The organism is Treponema socranskii subsp. buccale (assembly GCF_024181585.1).
Classification (GTDB): Bacteria; Spirochaetota; Spirochaetia; order Treponematales; family Treponemataceae; genus Treponema_D; species Treponema_D buccale.
In genome coordinates, this window is record NZ_CP054258.1 from 1,807,350 (window position 1) to 1,830,990 (window position 23,641).

At 49.1% G+C, this 23,641-nt stretch carries 16 protein-coding genes, 1 tRNA gene and 3 rRNA genes; 9 read left to right on the forward strand and 11 right to left on the reverse strand.

The features are described 5' to 3' along the window. Positions 1-53 precede the first annotated feature (53 nt). Complete coding sequence (locus tag HRI97_RS08235; RefSeq protein ID WP_253725005.1) at positions 54-1,472, reverse strand: glycoside hydrolase family 3 N-terminal domain-containing protein; 1,419 nt, start codon at positions 1,470-1,472, stop codon at positions 54-56. Between the two features lie 489 nt (positions 1,473-1,961). Here HRI97_RS08235 and HRI97_RS08240 point away from each other — a divergent pair, with 489 nt between their 5' ends. The 7 genes from HRI97_RS08240 (at position 1,962) to HRI97_RS12705 (ending at position 7,253) form a co-directional block, all read left to right on the forward strand. Next, positions 1,962-2,750 (forward strand): SDR family NAD(P)-dependent oxidoreductase, encoded by a 789-nt coding sequence (locus HRI97_RS08240; protein WP_253725006.1) that lies wholly within the window; start codon positions 1,962-1,964, stop codon positions 2,748-2,750. Between the two features lie 38 nt (positions 2,751-2,788). After that, positions 2,789-3,427, forward strand: coding sequence for a GNAT family N-acetyltransferase (locus HRI97_RS08245; protein WP_253725007.1), 639 nt, complete (start codon positions 2,789-2,791; stop codon positions 3,425-3,427). A gap of 53 nt (positions 3,428-3,480) precedes the next feature. Continuing rightward, the gene (locus HRI97_RS08250) at positions 3,481-3,663 is read left to right on the forward strand and encodes a helix-turn-helix transcriptional regulator (RefSeq protein WP_253725008.1); all 183 of its coding nucleotides are present in this window, start codon (positions 3,481-3,483) and stop codon (positions 3,661-3,663) included. Between the two features lie 199 nt (positions 3,664-3,862). Then, positions 3,863-6,130, forward strand: coding sequence for an AAA family ATPase (locus HRI97_RS08255; RefSeq protein ID WP_253725009.1), 2,268 nt, complete (start codon positions 3,863-3,865; stop codon positions 6,128-6,130). Between the two features lie 18 nt (positions 6,131-6,148). Further along, complete coding sequence (locus tag HRI97_RS08260; protein WP_253725010.1) at positions 6,149-6,454, forward strand: hypothetical protein; 306 nt, start codon at positions 6,149-6,151, stop codon at positions 6,452-6,454. A gap of 3 nt (positions 6,455-6,457) precedes the next feature. After that, the gene (locus HRI97_RS08265) at positions 6,458-6,970 is read left to right on the forward strand and encodes a ClbS/DfsB family four-helix bundle protein (RefSeq protein ID WP_253725011.1); all 513 of its coding nucleotides are present in this window, start codon (positions 6,458-6,460) and stop codon (positions 6,968-6,970) included. A gap of 115 nt (positions 6,971-7,085) precedes the next feature. After that, positions 7,086-7,253 (forward strand): type II toxin-antitoxin system Phd/YefM family antitoxin, encoded by a 168-nt coding sequence (locus tag HRI97_RS12705; RefSeq protein ID WP_423839324.1) that lies wholly within the window; start codon positions 7,086-7,088, stop codon positions 7,251-7,253. A gap of 264 nt (positions 7,254-7,517) precedes the next feature. Here HRI97_RS12705 and rrf read toward each other — a convergent pair. From rrf to HRI97_RS08290, 4 genes are all read right to left on the reverse strand, one after another. Next, positions 7,518-7,629, reverse strand: a 5S ribosomal RNA gene (gene rrf, locus HRI97_RS08275). A 144-nt stretch (positions 7,630-7,773) separates the two neighbouring features. Further along, positions 7,774-10,718, reverse strand: a 23S ribosomal RNA gene (locus HRI97_RS08280). A 110-nt stretch (positions 10,719-10,828) separates the two neighbouring features. Further along, positions 10,829-10,902, reverse strand: a tRNA-Ala gene (locus HRI97_RS08285). Positions 10,903-11,026: 124 nt separating this feature from the next. Then, positions 11,027-12,563 (reverse strand): 16S ribosomal RNA (locus HRI97_RS08290). The 16S, 23S and 5S rRNA genes sit together here with 1 tRNA gene alongside, the layout of an rRNA operon. Positions 12,564-13,448: 885 nt before the next feature. Between HRI97_RS08290 and HRI97_RS08295 the strand changes: the two genes are divergently transcribed. Then, a complete protein-coding gene (locus HRI97_RS08295; RefSeq protein WP_253725012.1) occupies positions 13,449-14,717 on the forward strand; it encodes a diaminopimelate decarboxylase family protein in 1,269 nt (422 codons plus the stop codon). A gap of 83 nt (positions 14,718-14,800) precedes the next feature. Here HRI97_RS08295 and HRI97_RS08300 read toward each other — a convergent pair whose 3' ends face one another. The 6 genes from HRI97_RS08300 to argH all read right to left on the reverse strand — a co-directional run bounded on the left by HRI97_RS08300 (position 14,801) and on the right by argH (position 22,575). Further along, positions 14,801-16,489, reverse strand: a complete 1,689-nt coding sequence (locus HRI97_RS08300; protein WP_253725013.1) for an ABC transporter permease subunit — start codon at positions 16,487-16,489, stop codon at positions 14,801-14,803. Positions 16,490-16,501: 12 nt separating this feature from the next. Next, on the reverse strand, positions 16,502-17,995 hold the full coding sequence (locus HRI97_RS08305; RefSeq protein WP_253725014.1) for a sugar ABC transporter ATP-binding protein: 1,494 nt from the start codon (positions 17,993-17,995) through the stop codon (positions 16,502-16,504). A 142-nt stretch (positions 17,996-18,137) separates the two neighbouring features. Next, the gene (locus HRI97_RS08310; RefSeq protein WP_253725015.1) at positions 18,138-19,340 is read right to left on the reverse strand and encodes a substrate-binding domain-containing protein; all 1,203 of its coding nucleotides are present in this window, start codon (positions 19,338-19,340) and stop codon (positions 18,138-18,140) included. Positions 19,341-19,478: 138 nt separating this feature from the next. Further along, positions 19,479-20,147, reverse strand: a complete 669-nt coding sequence (locus HRI97_RS08315) for an amino acid ABC transporter permease (RefSeq protein WP_253725016.1) — start codon at positions 20,145-20,147, stop codon at positions 19,479-19,481. After that, a complete protein-coding gene (locus tag HRI97_RS08320) occupies positions 20,148-20,972 on the reverse strand; it encodes an amino acid ABC transporter substrate-binding protein (protein ID WP_180486619.1) in 825 nt (274 codons plus the stop codon). 187 nt (positions 20,973-21,159) lie between these two features. Then, entirely contained in the window at positions 21,160-22,575 is a 1,416-nt protein-coding gene (gene argH / locus HRI97_RS08325; RefSeq protein ID WP_253725017.1) for an argininosuccinate lyase, read from the reverse strand. A gap of 119 nt (positions 22,576-22,694) precedes the next feature. Here argH and HRI97_RS08330 point away from each other — a divergent pair, with 119 nt between their 5' ends. Then, complete coding sequence (locus HRI97_RS08330) at positions 22,695-23,609, forward strand: P83/100 family protein (protein ID WP_253725018.1); 915 nt, start codon at positions 22,695-22,697, stop codon at positions 23,607-23,609. Positions 23,610-23,641: the final 32 nt, after the last annotated feature.

Below are 23,641 nucleotides of genomic sequence, written 5' to 3' on the forward strand. Positions count from 1 at the left end.
CTCCGCTCATTCACCGCTTTCCGCAGGCGTTTCCGATTCCCATTCGTTTACCGCTAACGCATTGAGTTTCTGTCCGTATCGGTTTCCGATGCGCGCGTACGCTTATCGGAATACACTTCGGCGACGAGAACATCGTTTTCTTTTTTTGCGATTCGAAAGGCTTCCGCCCTCGCCTGCCCCTCTTCGCCGTACCGCAACGCACCCGTACTTTGAGAAAAAGAGCCTGCGTACGGCGCTGTAGAAGTTTGAGCGACGTGCCAAACGCCGTCTCTTTTTTCAAGCGAGAGAATACCCCGCTCGATTTTAAAATCGATAACGCGGCGTGCGGACTCTTCGATCCGCCTTGCAAAGGCTTCGTCTTCCATCGCACGCGCGACGAGCAGCGCATGTTCGCGTGCAAACTTTTTTTCGGAAATCATAATCACGTCTACGCCCGCTTCGATCGCCGAAAGCGCCGCGCGCTCCGGAGGATAACCGTTTTCCGAAAGCGCCGCCATAAAGATATCGTCCGAAAACACGAGGCCTTTAAATCCGAGCTCGCCGCGAAGTGTATCCTCTATCCAAATGCGCGAAAGACACGCGGGCGTGCGGGGATCGGCAAGGGAAACGCGCGCGTGCGACATGAGTACGCCTGCGCTGCCGCGAGAGACAAGGCGGGAAAACGGATAGCGAACCGTTTTATCAAATTCTTCTTCGGAGATATCGATTTCGGGCAAACCCGTGTGCGGATCGATATTCGTGTTGCCGGGAAAATGTTTTATCACCGCGGCGACACCGTTATTTTGCAGCGCATTGAGAGATGCCGTTCCGTATACAACGACGCTCGACGCATCGCCGAAACTTCGATCTCCGATAAAGGCTTCGTTCGATTCGGTACGCGTTTCGACGACGGGCGCGATATTGACGGTAAAACCGAGCAGCCGCATCTGCAATGCCTGCAGCGAATAGAGGCGATATGCGTCCGAAACCGAAAACGTTTCGGCGACGACACCGTTTGCGGGAAGCTTTCCCGAAACCGCTTTTAGCCGGCATACGTCTCCGCCTTCCTGATCGAGGGCGAGGTACGGCGGAATGCAGCCGTGTGCAGAACAGTACGAAAAAATCGAATCGGTAAAATTAATAATTTTTTCCGGGATATCGGCGATATTGTATGAAAAGAAAATATAGCCGCCCGGCATAAGCGCTTTAGTGCGCGAGGGATCGGTCCATTCGACAGGAGTGAAGACATCGTCGCCGACGAGGTTTTCCATAAAGAGCTGGGCGGCTTTCTCTTCGATCGTAAGAGATGCGACATACGAAAAAATCGCATCCCGTTTTGCAGCAAGCGTGCGGACGGCATCTTCATGCACAACGCGCGCACCCTCTCTCATAGTCCGCTCGCGCCGCATCTGCCGTCTTTCGGACACGGAACACGAAGTAAAAACAAAAGCTGCAATCAAAAAAAACGCGACACCGTTCCGTACACTCCGCATACAACGGAGTATACGCCTTTTTGGGGGATACCGCAAGAGTTCGTTCGCGATACATCCTTGTATCGCTCACTACCGTATTTTTGCTTTACGCAAAAATACGCAGCCTTTTTGCGAAGGTAACGACACGGCATCCCTGCCGTGCGTTGTAGAAATAGCGACCGTTTTTCAACTCCCGACTTCATCAAACAAATCCGAGCAGTGGCCGTTCGGGGTACATCCGTGTACCCCTCACTACCGTATTTTTGCTTTACGCAAAAATACGCGGCTGCTGTGCTAAGATGTGACACGGCATCCGTGCCGTGCATTGCAGGAAGGGCGAAGTTCCCCGCGCAGAAATCGGCACAAACGGGGCGTTGCGGGGTGTCCCCGCCGGAAGGGGCAGCGCGCAACGAAGTGCGCGCGAGGGGAAGGCTTTCCCCCCTTATTAAATTTCGGCGCGTATTCGAAATCGTAATTGCCCTGAAAACGCTTATCGTTTATACTGAACGCATGAAAAAAATCGGCATCGTCACCGGAGCGAGTTCCGGCATGGGTGAAGAATTCGCGCTTGAGATCGCACGGCAAAAGAGGTGCGACGAAGTCTGGCTCATCGCGCGGAGAAAGGAGAGGCTCGATGCGCTCTGCAAAAAAATCGAAGCGGAAAAAAGCGTCGTCCCCCGCGCCCTCTGCATGGACATAAGCGGGCGCGAAGGGGTCGAACGTTTTGCAAAGCTGCTTGAAAAAGAAGGCGGCGATTTTACCGTCGGCATACTCATCAATAACGCGGGCTTCGGCACTTACGGCCCTTTTTCGGAAACCGACGTCATGCGCGAACTCGATATGATAGACTTGAACTGTACGGCGCTCACCGGCTTTTGCGGCGTATCTCTTCCGTATATGACAAAGGGATCGCTCATCATCAACACGGCAAGTCTCGCTTCTTTTTCGCCGCTCGGAAATTTTGCCGTCTACGCCGCAACGAAAGCCTACGTGCTGAACTTTACGCTCGCACTCGCAGCCGAAGTGAGGGATCGCGGCATACGGGTATGTGCGCTTTGCCCCGGATCCGTGAGTACCGAATTCGCAGAAGTCGCATCGAACGGCGCGCGTAAAGAAGTGCTGCACGGCGTCCCAGCCGGCAGAACGGTCGCACACTGTTTAAAGTGCGCGGAGCGAGGGAAAAAAACCGCGCTCATGACATGGAAGTGGAAACTTTTCGCCGCAGCGAGCCGATTGCTCGGCCGCTATGCGATCGCGCGCTTTACGTACAAACATTGGAAGCGCCCGTATAGGAAATAGGATGGGTACGGGCGGCGGAAAACGATAAGGAAACATCAATGAATAAAAACGACTGTATCATTCGTTTGGAAAAGAAAGAAGAATACCGAGAAGTTGAAAACCTTGTACGCGAAAGTTTTTGGAATGTATATCGTCCGGGATGTCAAGAGCACTATATTCTACAACAGCTGCGGAATGATCCCGCATTCGTTCACGAGCTTGATTTTGTGATGGAAAAGGACGGCAAACTCATCGGGCAAAATATCTTCGTCAGAGCAATGATTAAAGCCGACAACGGGAGTGACGTTCCGATTATGACGATGGGGCCGATCTGTATTACGCCGGCGTTACAGCGAAAAGGGTACGGAAAGATTCTGCTTGACTATTCCCTTGAAAAGGCGAAAGAACTCGGCTGCGGAGCCGTGTGCTTTGAAGGCAATATCGATTTTTACGGTAAGAGCGGTTTTTCTTATGCTAGTGCATACGGCATCAGATATCATGGATTACCGGAGGGAGCGGATGCGTCCTTTTTCCTTTGCAAAGAATTGATTCCGGGTTATCTGTCCGATATTACCGGAGAATATGCCGCACCGAAAGGATACTCAGCCTGCGACGAGTATCCGAATGAATTTGCAGTATATGAAGCGGGCTTTCCGTACAAAGAAAAACGAAAGCTTTCCGGACAGATTTTCGATTAAAAATTATTTATTCATAGGAATCCGTCTGCTTTTTATGCCATACTTTTATCGATATGCGCTCGGAACGGCTTTTTGAAATTCTCTTTATTTTCCTTAACAAAAAACGAACGACAGCTCATGAACTCGCAAAAAAATTTGCAGTGTCGCTGCGTACTGTTTACCGCGATATAGATATTTTAAGCTGTGCCGGTATTCCGCTTTATACGATGCAGGGTACGGGCGGCAGAAAACGATAAGGATACGGCAGATGCGGTTAAGTGCTACGCTTGACAAGATACTTGGTGCGCAAAAAAAGCAGCTAATACTTGTCTTCCGATTCTAACAAACGATTTTTGCAGCGGTGCATTGACAATTTGAATAAGTAGATAAATACTGTTGTATATGGAGCATACGGAACGAGGAAGGATGAGGGGAAAATTATGGAAGGGGAGATAGATGATTACTGAAATTACGATGAAAAACGTCGCGACTTATAATCAGGTTGGTGTTAAAATTGAGGGCTTAAAACGGCTCAATTATTTTTTTGGAAACAACGGTTCCGGAAAATCTACAATAGCAAAATATTTGCAATCGCTTGTAATTGATGATCCGGAAAATAAATACTCATCATGTCTAAAAGACAACTATAACCCTATGCAGGAAGAAATCCTTGTGTTTAACCAAGATTTTGTCGAGAGAAATTTTAGGCAGAGCCAAACTCTAAAAGGTGTTTTTTCATTAAATCAAAAGAATGCTGAAATTGATAAGCAGATAAAAGTAAACGAAGAAGCTATTACTAATAAACTTAAAACAAAAAATGAACTTGTAGAAAGAAATGACATTCTTGACAAGCAAAAAATACAACATAGAAAAGAATTGACTGATAAATGCTTTGACAAAAGAAAGATTTTTAGTTCCTTTTCAAGAATACAGCTCGATCACAAGGGAAGTGCGAAAAATAATTTAGAAAAACTTGAAACTATTATTCAGAACAATAGTATTGTAAAACCAGAGTTTAGGACTCTAAATGATTTATATAAAAAACTTTATGAGGATAATTTAAGCAACATTGATATTTCACTTGATATACAGTTGTTTGATGAGCTATTGCAAAAACATAATGAACTATCAGTATTATTACAAGAAGTTATTGTAGGCAAAGAAGATGTACAGTTAGCAAAATTGATAAATGAATTTGGTTTAAAATCTTGGGTTGCACAGGGCAAAGTATTTCTCGAGAAGACAAAAGTCGTATGTCCATTTTGTCAAAAAGAAACGATAGACGACGATTTTATTTCACAATTAAATGATATTTTTGATGAATCATCAAAACAAAAGATAGATAAAATAAAAAGTGAAAAAATTATTTATGAGAATACATTCAAAAGGGTTTTGCAAAATATTCAAGCCGTATATGAAAAATACAATGTGAAAAACATTGTTTCAAATCTACAAATGAGCTTAAAAACTATTTATGATACTAACTTAAAAATAATAAGTGATAAAATCAATGCACCGAATGAAAGGAAAACACTTGGTGATATAACAGAATCATTTAAAGATATACTATTAAAAATTAATAAGGAAATAGAAAATAATAATAATCTTGTCAGCTCTCTTGATACTCAAAAAAAGTCTTTAGAAAAACAAATATGGGATTATATTGCTCTTGACTGCAAAGACGATATTTTGAAATCTCAAAAGGATGTTGAAGAGACTAATGGAATTATCACTAAAAATAAAGCTGAAATTGAGAAACTGCTAACGGAAATGCAACAATTACAACAAGAAAATACTGCTCTAAGAGGAAAAACTGTTAATACTACAGAAGCTGTTTATAATATAAATCAAATTTTAAAAAACTCCGGTTTTATGGGCTTTGAAATCAATGAACAAAATAAAGAAAATAATATCTCCCGGTATTATTTATCAAGAAATTCAGAAGTTCTTGAGGAGAATATATTTAATAGTTTGAGTGAAGGAGAAAGCAATTTTATTTCGTTCTTATATTTCTACCAACTTTGTTTAGGTACCACGGATATTCAGGGGAGTTCTGAAAAAAAGAAAATAATTGTTATTGACGACCCTGTTTCAAGTATGGATAGCCAAGTACTGTTTATCGTTTCAACATTAATAAATAGGTTGATAGAATACAAAGGAAAAACAGAAAAGCAAGTGTTCTTAAATGGCAATTTTGAACAAGTTTTCATATTAACTCATAATTATTACTTTTATAAAGAAGTTGCAATGCAAAAACGACCGATATGTAAATCCCAACAGCATTATTTAGTCGAAAAAAGTGAGATCAATGAAACATATATAAAACAACGTGAATATAAAGAATGCGATGACTATGCATTGATGTGGCAAACAATAAAAGAAGCAAAAGGGAAATTATCTGATGCTAACAAGGAACAAAATATTTTGCTCGCAAATTTATTTAGACGTATTTTAGAAAGCTATGCCAACTTTATAGGGCTTGGTACGGATGCTTGGGCAACTGTTTTAGTAGATGATAATAAAGATACTATCGATCATTATTTGAAAGTTGCTTTTATTTCAATGATCAATGATGAAAGTCACAAGGTCTCACCCTTTGATAATTTTTATTTTCAGAAGATTCATAATGCTAATCCATCGAAGTTGTTTGAAGTGTTTGAATCAATCTTTAATACTATTGGGAAAGAGCATTACGATAGGATGATGGAAACCAATAAGTTATAATCAACACGGAGCCCCATTATGTCTTACGAAACGGTTATTGAACAAGTAAAGATACTTCCGGAGCCACGTTTGGCATCCTCCCACTTATTAACTCATCATAAGAAAATACCAATGAATAAAAACGCTTATATTATTCATTTAGGAAGAAAAGAAGAATACCGCGAAACTCAAAACCTTGTATGTAAAAGTTTTTGGAATGTATATCATCCAAGATGTCAGGAGCGCTATATTCTAAGACAACTACGAAATAATCCTACATTCATGCACAAATTCGATTATGTAAGGAAAAGCCTCCGTGCAGGCACAAAAAAACAAGAGGAATAACCAATGCCCAGACCTGCGACAAAGGCCGATTTAATTCAAGCTTCAAACGAACAATTTGCAAAACTGCGGACTTTAATCGACGGAATGACCGACAAAGAAAAAGCCGCCGATATCTTTCCGAACGAACGCGATAAAAACGTACGCGACGTTTTGGTTCACTTGTACGAATGGCACTGTCTTTTGCTGAATTGGATACGGTCAAATACAAAAGGAAAACCCGCCGCCTTTTTGCCTGAGCCCTATAATTGGAAAACCTATCCTGCAATGAACGTCGGATTTTGGAAAAAGCACCGGGAAACGCCGTATGCCGCCGCCGAGAGCATGCTGAAAAAAACGCACAAAGAGGTTATGGCGCTTATCGAAACGTTTTCCGACGAAGAACTTTTTTCCAAAGGCGCTTTCGATTGGACGGGCACGACGACGCTCGGCAGTTACTGCGTTTCGGCAATGTCGAGCCATTACGATTGGGCAATCAAGTGCTTAAAAAAGGCGCTGAAAAAATATAGGGAAGGGTAAACGCACAGGCTCGAACTGTTCACTAGTGATAGTTTATTTTTGTCCGTACCGCTTATTGACCGGTATATTATAATTTTTCGTAGACACTACGAACTTAGTGCGGTACAATTACGGCATGGAGGATCTTATGCCGCAAATAGTTCCGATACGTGATTTAAAGAACACTGCACATATTTCCGCCTTGTGCCATGAAAGCGATGAACCTGTTTTTATAACAAAAAACGGTTACGGCGATATGGTGATTATGAGTATGGAAACTTTTGAAAAAAGCACTTTTTTTTAATCGTCTGTATGATAATCTTGATGCAGGGGAACTTGATGTAAAAGCAGGTCGCCTTACCGATGCGATGATGCGAAATTATAAAATATTGATCCGCCGCGTTACGGCGAGTACATATCGCTTTGGATAAAAACGATATAGGAAAACTGCAAATGACGCTTCAAATACAAGTTATAGAAATTAATAATTTGAAAATACTGAAAATTTTGTCCCGCATATGCCGAGTAACATGATTATTAATTTCGAGCGCTTGTTTTATAAAAAAGAGCCCGGCAGCTGCCTACTTTCCCGCTTGATAAGCAGTATCATCGGCGCAAGGGAGCTTGACTTCCGTGTTCGGAATGGGAACGGGTATTTCCTCCCCGCCATGGCCACCGGGCAATAATTGCCTGAAAAAAAGAAACAGGAAGAAGGAGCAGGCATCTCAAAACATTTTACGTTTTCAATCGCCTGCCGTCGTTTCACACGAGCTTTTATGTGCTCGTCTGTATAGTGTTTCGCGCATAAGCACGGGAACGATAATATGGTCAAGCCTCACGACCTATTAGTACTGCTCGGCTGTGCACGTCGCCGTGCCTGCACCTGCAGCCTATCAACCGGATAGTGTCTCCGGGGTCTTTAGGAGGGTTATACCCTCAGGGATGTCTCATCTTGAGGCGGGCTTCCCGCTTAGATGCTTTCAGCGGTTATCCCTTCCGAACGTAGCCACCCGGCACTTACCCTTGGCAGGATAACCGGTATACCAGAGGTTCGTCCGCTTCGGTCCTCTCGTACTAAAAGCAGCTCCTCTCAAACTTCCAACGCCCGTAACAGATAGGGACCGAACTGTCTCGCGACGTTCTGAACCCAGCTCACGTACCGCTTTAATTGGCGAACAGCCAAACCCTTGGGACCTGCTCCAGCCCCAGGATGCGATGAGCCGACATCGAGGTGCCAAACTTTCCCGTCGATGTGAACTCTTGGGGAAAATCAGCCTGTTATCCCCGGAGTACCTTTTGTCCGTTAAGTGACGGCGCTTCCACTTGCCGCCGCCAGATCACTAAGACCTGCTTTCGCACCTGCTCGTGATGTCTCACTCGCAGTCAAGCCTCCTTGTGCCTTTACACTCGTACGATGATTTCCAACCACCGCGAGGAGACCTTCGCGCGCCTCCGTTACCCTTTAGGAGGCGACCGCCCCAGTCAAACCGCCCGCCAATCACTGTCCCCCTTCCGGCTTCACGGACCGGAGTTAGAAATCCCATCCGCCAGGGCCGGTATTTCACCAACGGCTCCACGCACGCTGACGCGCACGCTTCACAGCCTCCCGGCTATCCTACACATGGCGGATAGAATCCCAGTGATAAGCTGCGGTGAAGGTTCACGGGGTCTTTCCGTCTAATTACGGGTATCCGGCTTCTTTACCGGAATATAAGTTTCACCGAGTCCCGCGTTGAGACAGCGCCCAGAATCGTTACACCATTCGTGCGGGTCGGAACTTACCCGACAAGGAATTTCGCTACCTTAGGACCGTTATAGTTACGGCCGCCGTTTGCCGGGGCTTCGGTTCGGAGCTTCGCATTGCTGCTAACCCCTCCCCTTAACCTTCCGGTACCGGGCAGGTGTCACCACCTATACGTCCCGTTGCCGGTTCGCAGATGGCTGTGTTTTTGGTAAACAGTCGCCTGGGCCTGCTTTCTGCCGCTCACATCCTTATCAGCGTGAGCCACACTTCTTCCGAAGTTACGTGTGCTTTTTGCCGAGTTCCTTAACGCGGGGTCGCTCGTGCGCCTTAGATTACTCATCCTGCCTGCGTGTGTCCGTTTCCGGTACGGTCCGACTCAGCCTAGCTTTAGACAGTATTTCCCGGCACCTTGATTACATCCGCTTCGCTTCGCCTGCGCTCCGCTCCCCGTAACGGCTCAGCTCAAGGGCTCTTTTAACCGCCCTCTCAACACCTTACCGCTTGGACAGAAACTACCGTTCTTCTGCCGGATTTCACCTCATGCGTCCTGCCTTCAAAACTGAGCCGGGTATCGGATTTTGAACCGATTTCCCATCGACTACGACTTTCGTCCTCGCCTTAGGGGCCGACTTACCCCGGGCAGATTGCCTTTACCCGGGAATCCTCAGGCTTTCGGCGGACGGGAATCTCACCCGTCTTTTCGTTACTTGTGCCTGCATTCTCTCTTCCGCTTCCTCCAGCGCCCCTCACAGGTACGCCTTCTTCGGTTAGCGCAATGCTCCCCTACCGCCCGCATCTCTTACAATGCGGGCCCGCGGCTTCGGTATAACGCTTAGCCCCGTTACATTGTCTGCGCACGCCTGCTCGACCAGTGAGCTGTTACGCACTCTTTTAAGGAATGGCTGCTTCTGAGCCAACCTCCTGGCTGTCTGTGCAGACGCACCTCATTTCACACTGAGCGTTATTTTGGGACCTTTGCCGTCGGTCCGGGCTGTTTCCCTCTCGACTATGAACCTTGGAGCACACAGTCTCACTCCCATGCGTTGGCGGATGGCATTCTGAGTTCGATTGGTGTCGGTAGACTGTGACGCCCCCTATCCCATCCGGTGCTTTACCTCCTTCCGCTTTGCATGAGGCTGTCCCTAAAGGCATTTCGGGGAGAGCCAGCTATTTCCAGGTTTGTTTAGCCTTTCACTCCTAATCACAGGTCATCACTACCTTTTTTAACAGATTACTGTTCGGCCCTCCAACAGGTTTCACCCTGCCTTCAGCCTGCCCATAATTAGATCACCTTGGCTTCGGGTCTGCGTCACGCGACTTTTCGCACTTTTCACACTCGCTTTCGCTCCGGCTCCGGATCTTCCAACCCTTAGCCTCGCCGCGCAGCGCAACTCGCAGGTTTATTCTACAAAAGACACGCCACAACGCTCGCGCGCCGTGACATCTTGTCGGTTTGCGGTTTCAGGTTCTCTTTCACTCCCCTCACCGGGGTTCTTTTCGCCGTTCCCTCACGGTACTCTTCGCTGTCGGTAGCTGTCTCGTATTTAGCCTTGGATCGTGGTCGACCCGGATTCAAACAGGGTTTCTCGTGCCCCGCCCTACTTAGGTACCGCACCATGGAGTCCGATATCTTTCGCATACGCGGCTTTCACGCTGTTTCGCGCGCCTTTCCAGACGCTTCCGCTACATATCGGTTTTCTCACCAACTCCACGGGTCATCCCCGTGCGGCCCTGCAACACCCCACAAAAGGGTTTAGGCTCCTGCGCGTTCGCTCGCCGCTACTTGCGCAATCTCTTTTGATTTCTCTTCCCGCGTTACTTAGATGGTTCACTTCACGCAGTATCGCTCCGCTGCAGTATCTTCTTCCCGCGCGCGGTGTATGCCTTACGACATACGGGTTACCCCATTCGGCTATCTGCGGATCTCAGGATGTGTGCTCCTCCCCGCAGCTTTTCGCAGCTTACCGCGGCCTTCTTCGCCGGACAGCTCCCAGGCATCCGCCGCAAACCTCTTCTTGCTTGACCATATTCTCTTTCCCGCGCCTAAAGCTTCCAACCGCTCCAGCGCTCAAACCTTCTTCCCTTCCCTATATTTTCAAAGAGCATATCTTTATTAATTATTAATAAAAGATTTATGGAGATAAGGGGATTTGAACCCCTGACACCCGGCTTGCAAAGCCGGTGCTCTAGCCAGCTGAGCTATATCCCCTCGCACCGTTTTCGGCACAGGGAAAGAAAGAAAGCGGACACTGTTCGAAAACTGTTGTTTTCAAACAGCATCCTCCGACACATGCGGGTTGCGCGCGTACACTGCGCGCTCCTCTTCCCTTGGAAAAGGAGGTGATCCAGCCGCACCTTCCGGTACGACTACCTTGTTACGACTTCACCCCCCTCACAAAGCGTACCTTCGACAGCGTCCCCCTTGCGGTTGGACTGCCGGCTTCGGGTACCCCCTGCTCGGATGGTGTGACGGGCGGTGTGTACAAGGCCCGGGAACGTATTCACCGCGCCGTGCTGATGTGCGGTTACTAGCGATTCCAGCTTCATGAAGTCGAGTTTCAGACTTCAATCCGGACTACGACCGCTTTTCTGCGTTCTGCTCCGCCTCTCGGCTTCGCCCCGCTCTGTGGCGGCCATTGTAGCACGTGTGTAGCCCTGGACATAAGGGCCATGATGACTTGACGTCGTCCCCGCCTTCCTCCTGCTTGTCGCAGGCAGTTCCGCCTGAGTCCTCAGCTCTACCTGTTAGTAACCGGCAGTAGGGGTTGCGCTCGTTGCGGGACTTAACCCAACACCTCACGGCACGAGCTGACGACAGCCATGCAGCACCTGTCAAGAGCCGTATTGCTACGCTCACATATCTCTATATGATCCCTCTTGATGTCAAACCCAGGTAAGGTTCCTCGCGTACCATCGAATTAAACCACATGCTCCACCGCTTGTGCGGGCCCCCGTCAATTCCTTTGAGTTTCACCCTTGCGGGCATACTCCCCAGGCGGTACACTTATCGCGTTTGCTTCGGCACGCACGCTCTTGCGCACACGCCCAGTGTACATCGTTGACTGTGCGGACTACCAGGGTATCTAATCCTGTTTGCTCCCCGCACCTTCGCACCTCAGCGTCAGTCGTCCGCCGGTATCCTGCCTTCGCCATCGGTGTTCTTCCGCATATCTACAGATTTCACCCCTTCACGCGGAATTCCGGATACCCTTCGGCAACTCTAGCTCGCCAGTTCTCAATATAGCTCCGGAGTTGAGCCCCGGTATTTCTTACCAAGCTTGGCGACCCGCCTGCATGCCCTTTACGCCCAATAATTCCGAACAACGCTCGCACCTTACGTGTTACCGCGGCTGCTGGCACGTAATTAGCCGGTGCTTATTCCTGCCCTACCGTCACCATCTTGGCATTTCCTCCAAAACTTATTCCTCGGACAGAAAAGAACTTTACAACCTTCCGGCCTTCTTCGTTCACGCGGCGTCGCTCCGTCAGGGTTCCCCCCATTGCGGAATATTCTTACCTGCTGCCTCCCGTAGGAGTCTGGGCCGTATCTCAGTCCCAATGTGTCCGTCCGCCCTCTCAGGCCGGATACCCGTCCTCGCCACGGCGGGCCGTTACCCCGCCGTCCAGCTGATGGGCCGCAGACCGTTCCCGGCGCGGAGCCGAAGCTCCTTTCCCGCTGTCTACCTTCCGTAAACAGTGATCTATCCGGTATCACCCTCTATTTCTACAGGCTGTCCCGGGCATCGGGGTACGTTATCCACGTGTTACTCACCAGTCCGCCGCTCTCGGCATTGCTGCCTGCCGCTCGACTTGCATGGTTAAGACGCGCCGCCAGCGTTCGTTCTGAGCCAGGATCAAACTCTCCATCATTATGTTTCCCGGATTGCTCCGGGGCTAATTCCGTTCGTTTGTCCCCGCTTGCTCTCGCTTAATTCGGGAGACTTTTATATCTCCGCATGCGTCTTGCTTTCTTTCCTTCCCTTTGCCTGTCAAACAGCGCACCCGCGGTTTGAGCGGGTAGCTTGTAATTTACTACTTTTTCCCACTCCCTGTCAAGTACCTATCCCTCCGTTTCAGGGATTACGCATGAAAAATGTATACACAGAAAAGAGACATAATATAAAATAAAAAAGGCGGAACGCGAGGCAGCGGCAATGCCGCCGAGCCGCTCAGACCGATGGCAAGCGAACTTTTTGGTAAAAAAGTTCGCGCAGTCCGATTCCAATCACGGTCTGCCGCGGCGAACGGCAGGGCTGCTGCCGGGAGTGCAGCCGATTTTTTACGGTAATGGTTATTTTTTGAGGAATATAGATTCTCATGCGTAAGCCCTGCCTCCGTTTGTCCCTCCGTTTTTTTACACTTTTTTCAAGCTTTTTTTTTACCACCGCAGTACAGCCGCTCCCGTCGGCACGCTCATCGTATCCGACTCGAAAGCATCGCGCACGAAAAACGGAATACCGCGCACGTGAGTACAGCTTAATAATTATTAATTTTATTCCGCCCCCCCTAATACAGTTGGACATTTTCTTACAAAGTCATTTTTTTAATAATCGAATTTTATTTTTCCTAAGATACGCGCCGTTAGGGCAATCTCGGTTTTTCGATTACAAAGCATATTGAAAAGTATTTTTTTTAGAACTCTTATCGATAACTCATATTTTCACACCGTTGATTTCATTTAAGGCTCATGCTATAGTCGACATGACAAACTGCGATACACAAGCGCATCAGATACATTGCGATACGGGGTTATATATGAGTTCCGATTTTCCGCTCAAACACGATGAGCTTTTAAAATTAATAAAAAGATTTCCGACGCCCTTTTACCTTTACGATGAAAGGGCGATCCGCGAAAACATGCGCCGCTTTACCGAGGCCTTTTCCGTCTTTCCGAAGTTCCGCGAACACTTCGCCGTAAAAGCGATGCCGAATCCCTACATGCTTAAAATCCTCGCGGAAGAAGGATGCGGCGCCGACTGTTCGAGCTTACCCGAACTCGTGCTCTCCGATTTGGCGGGCATCGAGGGAGAGCGGGTCATATTTACGTCGAACGAAACGCCCGCAGCCGAATTTCAATACGCGTACGAGCACGGAAACCTCATCAATTTGGACGACATCACGCACATCGATTTTTTAAAAAATGCGCTCGGCGGCAAATTACCGAAGCTGCTCTGTTTCCGCTACAATCCCGGCCCGCTCAAGCAAGGCGGCAACGCGATTATCGGAAAACCCGAAGAAGCGAAATACGGCCTGACGCGCGAACAGCTTTTCGAAGCCTATGCGCGCTGCAAAAAAGAAGGCGTCGAACGATTCGGACTCCATACGATGGTCGCCTCGAACGAACTCAATCCCGATTTTTTTATCGACACGGCGGACATTCTCTTCGATCTCTGCGTCGAAATAAAGCAAAGGCTCGGCATAAAAATCGAATTCGTCGATTTGGGCGGCGGCGTCGGTATCCCGTATAAGCCGGAACAAAAAGCGGTCGATCTCGGTTATGTAGCGCGAGGCATCAAAAAGATCTACGACGAAAAAATTATTAAAAACGATCTCGATCCCATGGGTATCTATTGGGAATGCGGCAGACCCGTCACCGGCCCCTACGGCTGGCTTATCGCGACGGCGATCCACGAAAAACACATCTACCGCGACTATATCGGAGTCGACGCGTGCATGGCCGACTTAATGCGGCCCGGCATGTACGGCGCCTATCACGAAGTGACCGTCAGCGGAAAAGAAAACGCGGTAAAAGACCGGGTATACGACGTCGTCGGATCTCTGTGTGAAAACTGCGACAAATTCGCAGTCCGGCGGAGCCTGCCGAAAATCGATATCGGCGATATCTTAATAATTCACGATGCGGGCGCGCACGGAAGAGCGATGGGATTCAATTACAACGGAAAGCTCAGAGCGGGCGAAGTGCTCATGAGGAGCGACGGTTCATTCAAAGAAATCAGACGGCGCGAAACGATTGCCGACTATTTTGCGACGCTCGATTTGGACGGCGTAAAAAATTTCAAATAACAAAAAAGATCGTATTTTCCGATCAATCGACATCCCCGACGCGAAACATCGGAGATGTCGGTTCCTGTAGACGATTGTATGGTTTATTTGCGTTTTAAGTATTTGATCGAATCGAGGGCGACCGCCGCGATCAAAATCAATCCTTTAAATACAAACTGCAGGTTCGTGTCGATGCCGAGGAACGTCAGGCAGTAAGTCAAACCGGTAAATATGATAACGCCGATGACAGCTCCTCCGATTTTTCCGATACCGCCGTTGAATGAAATGCCTCCGACGACGCAGGCTGCTATCGCATCGAGTTCGTAGCCCTGACCCGTACCGGCACTCGCGTTCGCTTTGAACGCTTCGAAAAACGAACCGAAACCGTAGAACACGCCGGCCATAGCGAATATGCTCATCGTCACCCAAAATACGCTGATGCCGCTAACGCTCGCCGCTTCCGAATTGCCGCCGACCGCATACATATTTTTACCGAAGGTCGTCTTGTTCCATATAAACCATGCGACGGCGATCGCAATGACTGCAGGAATTATTAATTTCGGAAAAGTGACGAACTCTCCGTTAACGAATCCGAGTTCCCATCTGCCGCCGAGCATATCTTTAATGCCCGCATCGATCGAACCGACAGGGGTACCGCTCGTGCCGAAAAAGAGAAGACCGTAGATGATGAGCTGCGTCGCAAGCGTCGAAATAAACGGATGGATTCGGAGCTTTGCGGTAAACACGCCCGCAAAGCAGCTGAATAAAACGCAAAGCACGATCGATATGACGAGGGCAAGGGCAAGCCGCGCCGGAACGGGAAGCGGCGTAAAATCCCACGGGCCGAGATGAAAAAACGTTACGATATTTTTTCCCGGATGCAAAATAAGACCGGTGATGACCGAGCCGAGCGCGACCATGCGCCCGATGCTCAAATCGGTACCGGCTATGAGGATGAGGCCTGCGACGCCGAGCGCATAGAACATGCGAACCGAAGCCTGTTCGAGTATCGTAAAGATATTCGGCAGCGTCAAAAGCTGTCCGTTTCCTGAAACGGGTGCGACTATAATGCACACGACAAAGAACACGAGGATCGCCAAGTACAAACCGTTATTCAAAAAGAATTTCGACGGCTTAAACCGGTACACGTAATTTTGCCAGCCGAGCGACAGGTTTTCCGAAAAGCGCGACGCGCCGTTTCTGAGACTGCGATTTTTTTGCACACGGTCGACATACGCCTGATTTTTTGCCGCTTTCGCGCGGTCGACGTCGGATACGTATTTGCTGTGCGCGTCGAAGAGAGCCGCCTTATGCTCGTAGCCGTTTATCGAAAGCGCTTCTTTTTGTGCCGTTCTGTCCGCAAGCGCGGTTTTTCCGCGGTACGATTTGACGATCGCTTCGCGCCGTCGGGCAAAATCCGTATTGATCGCAGCGATATCGTTTTTATATTTTTCCGCAAGAGAAGCGATCTTTTTATTTTGCGCATCGTGCACGCTTCGTATATGGATTCCGGCAATTTCATTTGCATACGCAACCGCTTCCTTTTGCAAAATCGAAATTTCGTTTTTATTTTTCGCGGCGACGACGCGGGCTTCGGCGATCTGCCGCAGGTCTTCGACGATCCGCGCATTGCGAGCTGCCGAATCGATAAGCTTATTGCGCTTAAGAGATGCGATGTCCTGCTTGAGCTCGGAAATTTTATTTACACCGTTGCGACGCAGCTCAGCGAGTTTATCGCCGTATTCTTTCAGTTTTTTGTCGTCGTCAAGATAATTGCCATATTCGTTTTCCATACGTCCTCCGCATTACAGATATTTCGCCGAAAGGCGCAAAAGCGCTTCCTGATCGGTATCGTTCGTATCGACAATACCCGCGAGCCGATGATTCGACATGACGGCTATACGATTCGTAATACCGAGGATTTCCGGCATTTCGCTCGAAACGACGATGATCGTTTTCCCTTCTTTCGCCATTCTGATGATGAGCTGATAGATCTCATACTTCGCTCCGACATCGATACCGCGTGTCGGCTCGTCCATGAGGAAGACTTCGGGAGCGCGCTCGATCCATTTGCCGATGATGACTTTTTGCTGGTTGCCGCCGGAAAGAGAAGTGATGATTTCGTCGACGGAAACGCATTTCGTTTTCATCTGCTCTACTTCGCGGGTCGCCGCTTCAAATAATTTGCGGCTCGACAAAATGCCGTTCGATTTATAACTTGCAAGGTTCGTGATCGTCGTATTGAATTCTATCGAAGCCTTTCCGAACATGCCGTTGAATTTCCGTTCCTCAGTGACAAGCGCAAAACCGTGATCCATAGCGTCGCGGCTGTCCGCAAAGTAAAGGCGTTTTCCGTCGTAGATCATTTCGCCGGATGCGATCGTCCGCACACCGAAGAGCGCTTCGAGCAATTCCGACCGCCCCGCCCCGACGAGTCCGTAGATGCCGAAGATCTCTCCCTTGCGGACGCGGAATGAAATATCTTCGAGCACGGGCTCGTATTTCGTCGTCAGCCCTTTCACTTCAAAAATGTAATCCCCCGGAACATTGTCGACGTCGGGATAGCGTTTTTCAAGAGAACGTCCGACCATAGCCGAAATGAGTTCGTTCATTCCCGTCGTTTTCGTATCTTTTATCAAAATCATTTTACCGTCGCGGAGAACTGCGACGTCGTCGCACACGAGAAACACTTCATCCATTTTATGGGAAATATAGATAAACGATACGCCTTTTTCTTTAAGATTTTTTACGATCGAAAAAAGCTTGGCGACTTCGTTTTCGGACAGCGAAGAAGTCGGTTCGTCGAGCACGATTATCTTCGCGTTGTAGGAAACCGCTTTCGCGATTTCGACCATCTGCCGCTGCGACACGGACATCGATCTCATGATCGTGCGCGGATCGACGTTCATATCCAAAGAGTTGAACAGCTTGACGCTGTCTTTCAGCATCTTCGCTTCATCGATTACGCCGAAGCGTTTCGGATATCTTCCGAGATAAAGGTTGTCCATGACGGAACGGTCGAGGCATTGGTTCAGCTCCTGATGCACCATCGCAACGCCGTTTTCAAGCGCCTCTTTCGGACTCTTAAAATCGACGGGCTTTCCGTCGAGCATAAACTGACCCTCGTCTTTCGCATAGATCCCGAACAGGCACTTCATCATCGTAGATTTGCCCGCGCCGTTTTCACCCATCAAACCGAGCACGGAGCTTTTTTTTACCTGAAGATGTATGCCGTCCAAAACTTTGTTTTTTGCAAAAGACTTTGAAAGGTTTTTTATCTCGAGGACAATATCATCCATACATTACCTTACCGTATTTTATTAATTGGCGCGGTTTCAAAAAAGGCCGCATCCTTTTTTAAGAATACAGCCCTTTCCGATCAAATCGAAAACAATCAAAGAAAAACCTCCGAAAACCGCGATTTTCAGAGGTTTTCAATTATCAATATTTCAACTTATCGGTATAATCGCGGCCGGAATTCGTTTTGACCATGTTGATCGCAAACGCATCGTAGTTTCCGAGATTGGTAAATTTATCGAGACAGCTCGATTCGTTTTGCCCGTCGCCCTGAACGACCGTCAAATCGATTCCGATGAGCGGCGCATAATAATTGAGCGCCGGCAGATAAGACGAAGAGAGGAAATTGTCGGCGGAATTGTAAATGGTGAGCAGCACTTTTTTCTTCGCGGCGGTCGTCTGTTTGATCCCCGCATCGCGGTTGCCCGCTTTGTACTGTTCCCAATTGGAAGAAGTAACGCCGGAGTTCTGTGCGAGCAGCGCGCGCGTATCGGAGACATAATCGATGTCCGCGGAAATTTTATTGCCGTACTGATCGGCTTCCGAAATACCCTTCGTATAAACGTCGCTGCCGGTAAGACCGTCAAGCAGATTGCGCAGCACTTGCAGCGTCGCCGTCGCCTGAGCATCGACGTTTTGCGAAACGGTTCCCGTAAGCTTACCGGCACCGATCGCTTCGATCGCGTCCGCGTTCGCATCGTAACCGAAAATCGGAACGCCTGCAGGATAGTTCGACGCCTGAAGGCATCCCATAGCCATACCGTCGTTATTCGAAACGACCAAGTCGATCTGCGATCCGAACTTCGTCGCCCAGCCGCCCATGGCTTCCGTCGCCGCATTCGCATTCCACGTCGAACCGTCCGTTCCCGTCATCGCCTTTCCTTCAAGTTCGACGACGCGCATCGTTTTGCCGCCGACCGTTGCGGAACCTTCTTGTGCCGCCCCTGGATCGGTCGAACCGTTCCACGTTCCGAGCGCTTTGCGGATACCTTCCGTGCGCGCTTTCGAATCGTTGTGACCGACGTCTCCGATGCAGAGCACATAGCCGATCACTCCGTCGCCGTTTCGGTCGAGTTTTGTCGCGTCCGCACTTGCAAGGTAATCGGTAATGAGTTTTCCCTGTACCGCTCCGCCGCCGGCTGCGTCGAAGCCGACGTAGTACGTTTGGGCATTCCAATTCATCGAATCCATATCGATGTTTCCGGTCGTCGGATCCGACGGCTGCCGATTGAAAAACACGAGCGGCTTGTCTTTGTTTTGAACCTTCGCCGCCTGTTTGCCGCATCCTATAAACGCGGCGCAGATAACCGCCGCCAAAACGGCGCTTGCTGCAATTGTTTTTTTCATAGTGTACTCCTGAAGTCCTGCAAAAGAAATATATCTCTTCGCGCAGGATTTCACTTCCATAGTAATAGTCAAACAAAAAATTGTCAAATACAAAAAATGTGCGGCAAACGCCGCATCGACTTTTTTTGACAGCCCCTGCTAACGATAATAAGCGAGTTTCGCTTCGATTCCGGCAAATGCGATCTCAACGCCCCAATTCATCGCAAGGTAAAAGACGCCCGCGACGAAGAGCGGCATAAACGAAAAGAGGCGGCTCTGCGTTTCCTGTGCGACGCGCAAAAGTTCGGACACACCGATAACTTGCACGAGAGCGGTATCCTTGACAAGGGTTATCGTTTCGTTGCCCATAGCGGGCATAATTCGTTTGACGACTTGCGGCAAGATGATATAGAAAAAAGTTTGCCGTTTCGTATAGCCGAGCACTTTCGCCGCTTCGTATTGCCCTTGGGGAATCGACTCGATGCCGCCGCGGTATATCTCAGCAAAGTACGCCGCATAGTTGACGATGAGCGCGACTATCGCTGCGAAAAAGCGCGGCCACGCAACTCGAAAATCGGTACCGAAATTGTTGTTGAACCAAAGACACAAAAGACTCGGACCGAAGTACACGACGAGCAGCTGCAACATGAGAGGAGTGCCGCGTATGACGAGCAAAAACGCTTTTAGTATGTTTGAAAGTATTTTATTTTTCGCCATACGCCCCGCACAAAACGGAAGCGCGAGCGGAAGCGCAAAGAGCAGCGTCAAAAAAAACACTTCGAGCGACGTTACGCTTCCGCGCAGCATCGCCTGCAGCATCTTCTCCATTTATTTTCCGATCACCGAAATATCGCGCCCGAACCACTTTTCCGAAACGGCGGTAACCGTTCCGTCTCTCTGCATATCTTCCAAAATACTCTGCACTTTATCGCGCAGCGCAGCGTTTCCCTTGCGGAACGCGATACCGTAATTTTCGTAAGAGAGCGCTTCATCGATGACGGTAAAAGGCTTTCCCGTCGCTGTTATGCTGTAATTTGCGACGACGCTGTCCATGACGACTCCGTCGACGCCGCGGATCTCAAGATCGTTAAGCGCGGTAACATTGTCTTTTAAGAGTACCTGTTCTTTGAGTGTGCGCGAAAATTCCTTGTTTCCGTCGACGGCTTCCTGCGCGCTTGAGCCGCTTTGCAGCGCGATCGTTTTCCCCGCCATATCCTTCAGCGATGAAATGCCGCTGTCGTTTCGCACGACGAGCACTTGCGCGTTTTTCAAATACGGCTTTGTAAACGTAAGCGCTTCTTCACGCTCTTTCGTCATCGTAAAGCCGTTCCAAATGCAGTCGATTTTACCCGTGTTCAGCTCCATCTCTTTCGCATCCCAATCGATAGGCTGCGCTTTAAATTCGACGCCGAGCCGCTTCGCAACTTCTTTTGCCAAATCGATATCGTAGCCGACGATTTCTCCGTCCGCATTGCGAAAGCCGAGCGGCGGAAACGAATCGTCGAGTCCGAGCACAAATACGCCGCGCGAGACGAGATCGTCAAGCGACGTATCACGAGCGGAAGCCGCATCCCGTTTTTTGCAGCTTACGCTTCCGAAAGCGATAACGAGCGTAAAAAATAAAGCCGAAAATACTTTTACCGTTTTTTTCATGTATCATCTCCCATAAACCTTTTGCAGGAGCTTGCACCGCGACGATATTTCATGTATCGCCTTTTACTGCAACTTCCGCAAATAAATTAACAATTAATAATATACCTCTCAATCAACGCTGCGTAAAAAAGGCACGCGATTTTATATCCGCTCTCCGTACGCTGCCCCGCCGACTCAACGATATGCGTCAAAGTCGTTCTTTTGTGAAATCCTTCAGTGCCCGTATCTGCTCCGCGACCCGCTCGGCGGCAGGCCCTCCCTCGGTTTTTCGCGAGGTGACGCAGGATTTCGAATCGATGAGCGAATAAATATCGTCTTCGATGCGATCCGAACAGGCTTTAAAATCTTCGATCGGAAGTTCTTCGAGCCTGCATTTTTTTTCGATTGCGATGCGCACCGCTTTTGCCGCAATACCGTGCGCCGTGCGGAACGGAATGCCTTTGCGCACGAGGTAGTCGGCGACATCGGTCGCATTGAGATAACCGTCTTCGCAGGAGCTTTCCATGCGCTGAGTATTCCACGATGCGGAGGCGATCATATCCGTAAAAACCGACACGCAGGCGCTCACCGTATCGAACGCATCGAAAAGGCTTTCTTTATCTTCCTGCATATCGCGGTTATACGCAAGCGGCAGCGCTTTCATCATCGTCAAAAGAGCTACGAGATCGCCGTATACCCTGCCCGTCCGCCCGCGGATGAGTTCGGCGAAGTCGGGATTTTTTTTCTGCGGCATGATCGAACTGCCGGTCGACCACGTTTCGCTCAACTCGATAAACGAAAATTCCGACGTAGACCACAGCACGACCTCTTCGGCCGCTCGCGAAAGGTGCATGTGCAAAAGCGCAAAGCACGATGCGAATTCGATGCAGTAGTCGCGGTCGGAAACGGTGTCGAGCGAATTGGGCGTCACGCCGTCAAAACCGAGCAGTTCCGCTTCGAGTTTTCTGTCGAGCGGAAGGGTCGTTCCGGCGAGGGCTCCGGCTCCTATCGGTGAGCGCGAAATACGTTTAAGCGCATCGGAAAGCCGTTCCCAATCGCGCGTAAAGCTCCACGCCCACGCGCACAGATGATGAGCGAGCGTCACCGGCTGAGCGTGCTGCATATGCGTAAAGCCCGGCATAATCGATTGCGTGTGGCGCTCGGCGAGGAGGGCAAGCGTTTCGATGAGATGTGCGATGCCGTTTTGCAGTTCGGGAATCGTCCGCCTGAGATAGAGCCTTTCGTCGAGCGCGATCTGGTCGTTTCGGCTTCTGCCCGTATGCACTTTTTTGCCCGCTTCTCCAATCCTGTCGGTGAGCGCGGCTTCTATAAACGAATGAATGTCTTCGGCGGAAGCGTCCACGGAAAGCTTACCCGACGCCATATCGGCATCGATCGAGTCGAGCGCTCCGATAATCGCATCGGCTTCTTTTCGCGAAATGATGCCCGTCCGCGCAAGCATTTCCGCGTGCGCTTTACTTCCGAAAATATCATCGCGAGCCATGCGCTCATCGACGTGAATTGAAGTTTCAAACGCGACTGCCGCTGCGTCCGGCCCTTCGGAAAAACGGCCGTGCCACAGAGCGGCGTGATTGTCTCCGGTGATCGTACCGTGTATATCCATAGCTTTAAAAGTATACAATACATTGTTTTTTTTTACAATGATTTGTATACTGTATGAGTACGAATCGCAAATTCACAGGCAAAGTCGACTTGTTCGTCGACTTTCTACGGGAGTGCGTTATGCTAAAAAAATTATCCGTCATCGTTTCGGTGCTGATTTCCGCAGGCTCTCTTTTTGCCGTACAAATCGATACGGCGCTCCTCGATACGGCAACGCGTCCGGATTATATTGAAGATACATCCCCCGTGCCGAAAAACGAATTCAACACCGCAAAACAGATACGCGATATGGGCCGCAGGCTCGGCGGGAGTATCAAACGGCAGGACGCGCAGCATAAGAGCGACGAACTTTACGCATCGGGCGCCCCTTCAAAAAAATACCGTGCGCACCGCGTACCTTCGTCCGACTCGCTTCCGGGAGCCGACATCATCTATATCGCGCCGAACGCAAAAGTCGGCACAATAAAAGCGCTTACCTTTATCGTGTCGGGCTATATCGAAGCGGCGTACGGCTTACCCCTAAACGAAGCGGATGCCGTAGCGCAAAAAGTGTGCTGGTGGAACACGAATCATTACGACGATCGAAATTATTTTACAAAGCACTTCAACGCACGCATACTCGAATCTTTTTCAGATGAAACGGCGGTCATAGGCCTTGCCGATTCGTACAAAAACTGGGCGGGGCACGCGCGCATCGTCATCCCTTTTGAAAAAATGAAGGATACACAGGCGGCGGCAAAAGACGGCGAAAAGCAAAGCGTAAAAATCGATTCGAAAAACAGCACCGCGCAAAAAAACAGCGAGACCGAAAAAGAGGCGGCGCAAAATAAAAAAGAGAGCGCAGGCAAAAGCGCGGCGCAAAACGATGCGGATAAAAACGCCGTAGATGCGACGCGGAATACGCTCCAAAAAGAAGTGCTGCAATTTAAAACCGTTCCGGCGAATTATAAAATCCTCTTCGGAGCGCTGTGCCTTGCCGCCCTTTTACTCATCGTGCTGCTCGTGCGGGTTGTCGTCGATATGGCAAGAAATTAATATCATCGTGTATCGTAAACGAATACTACACA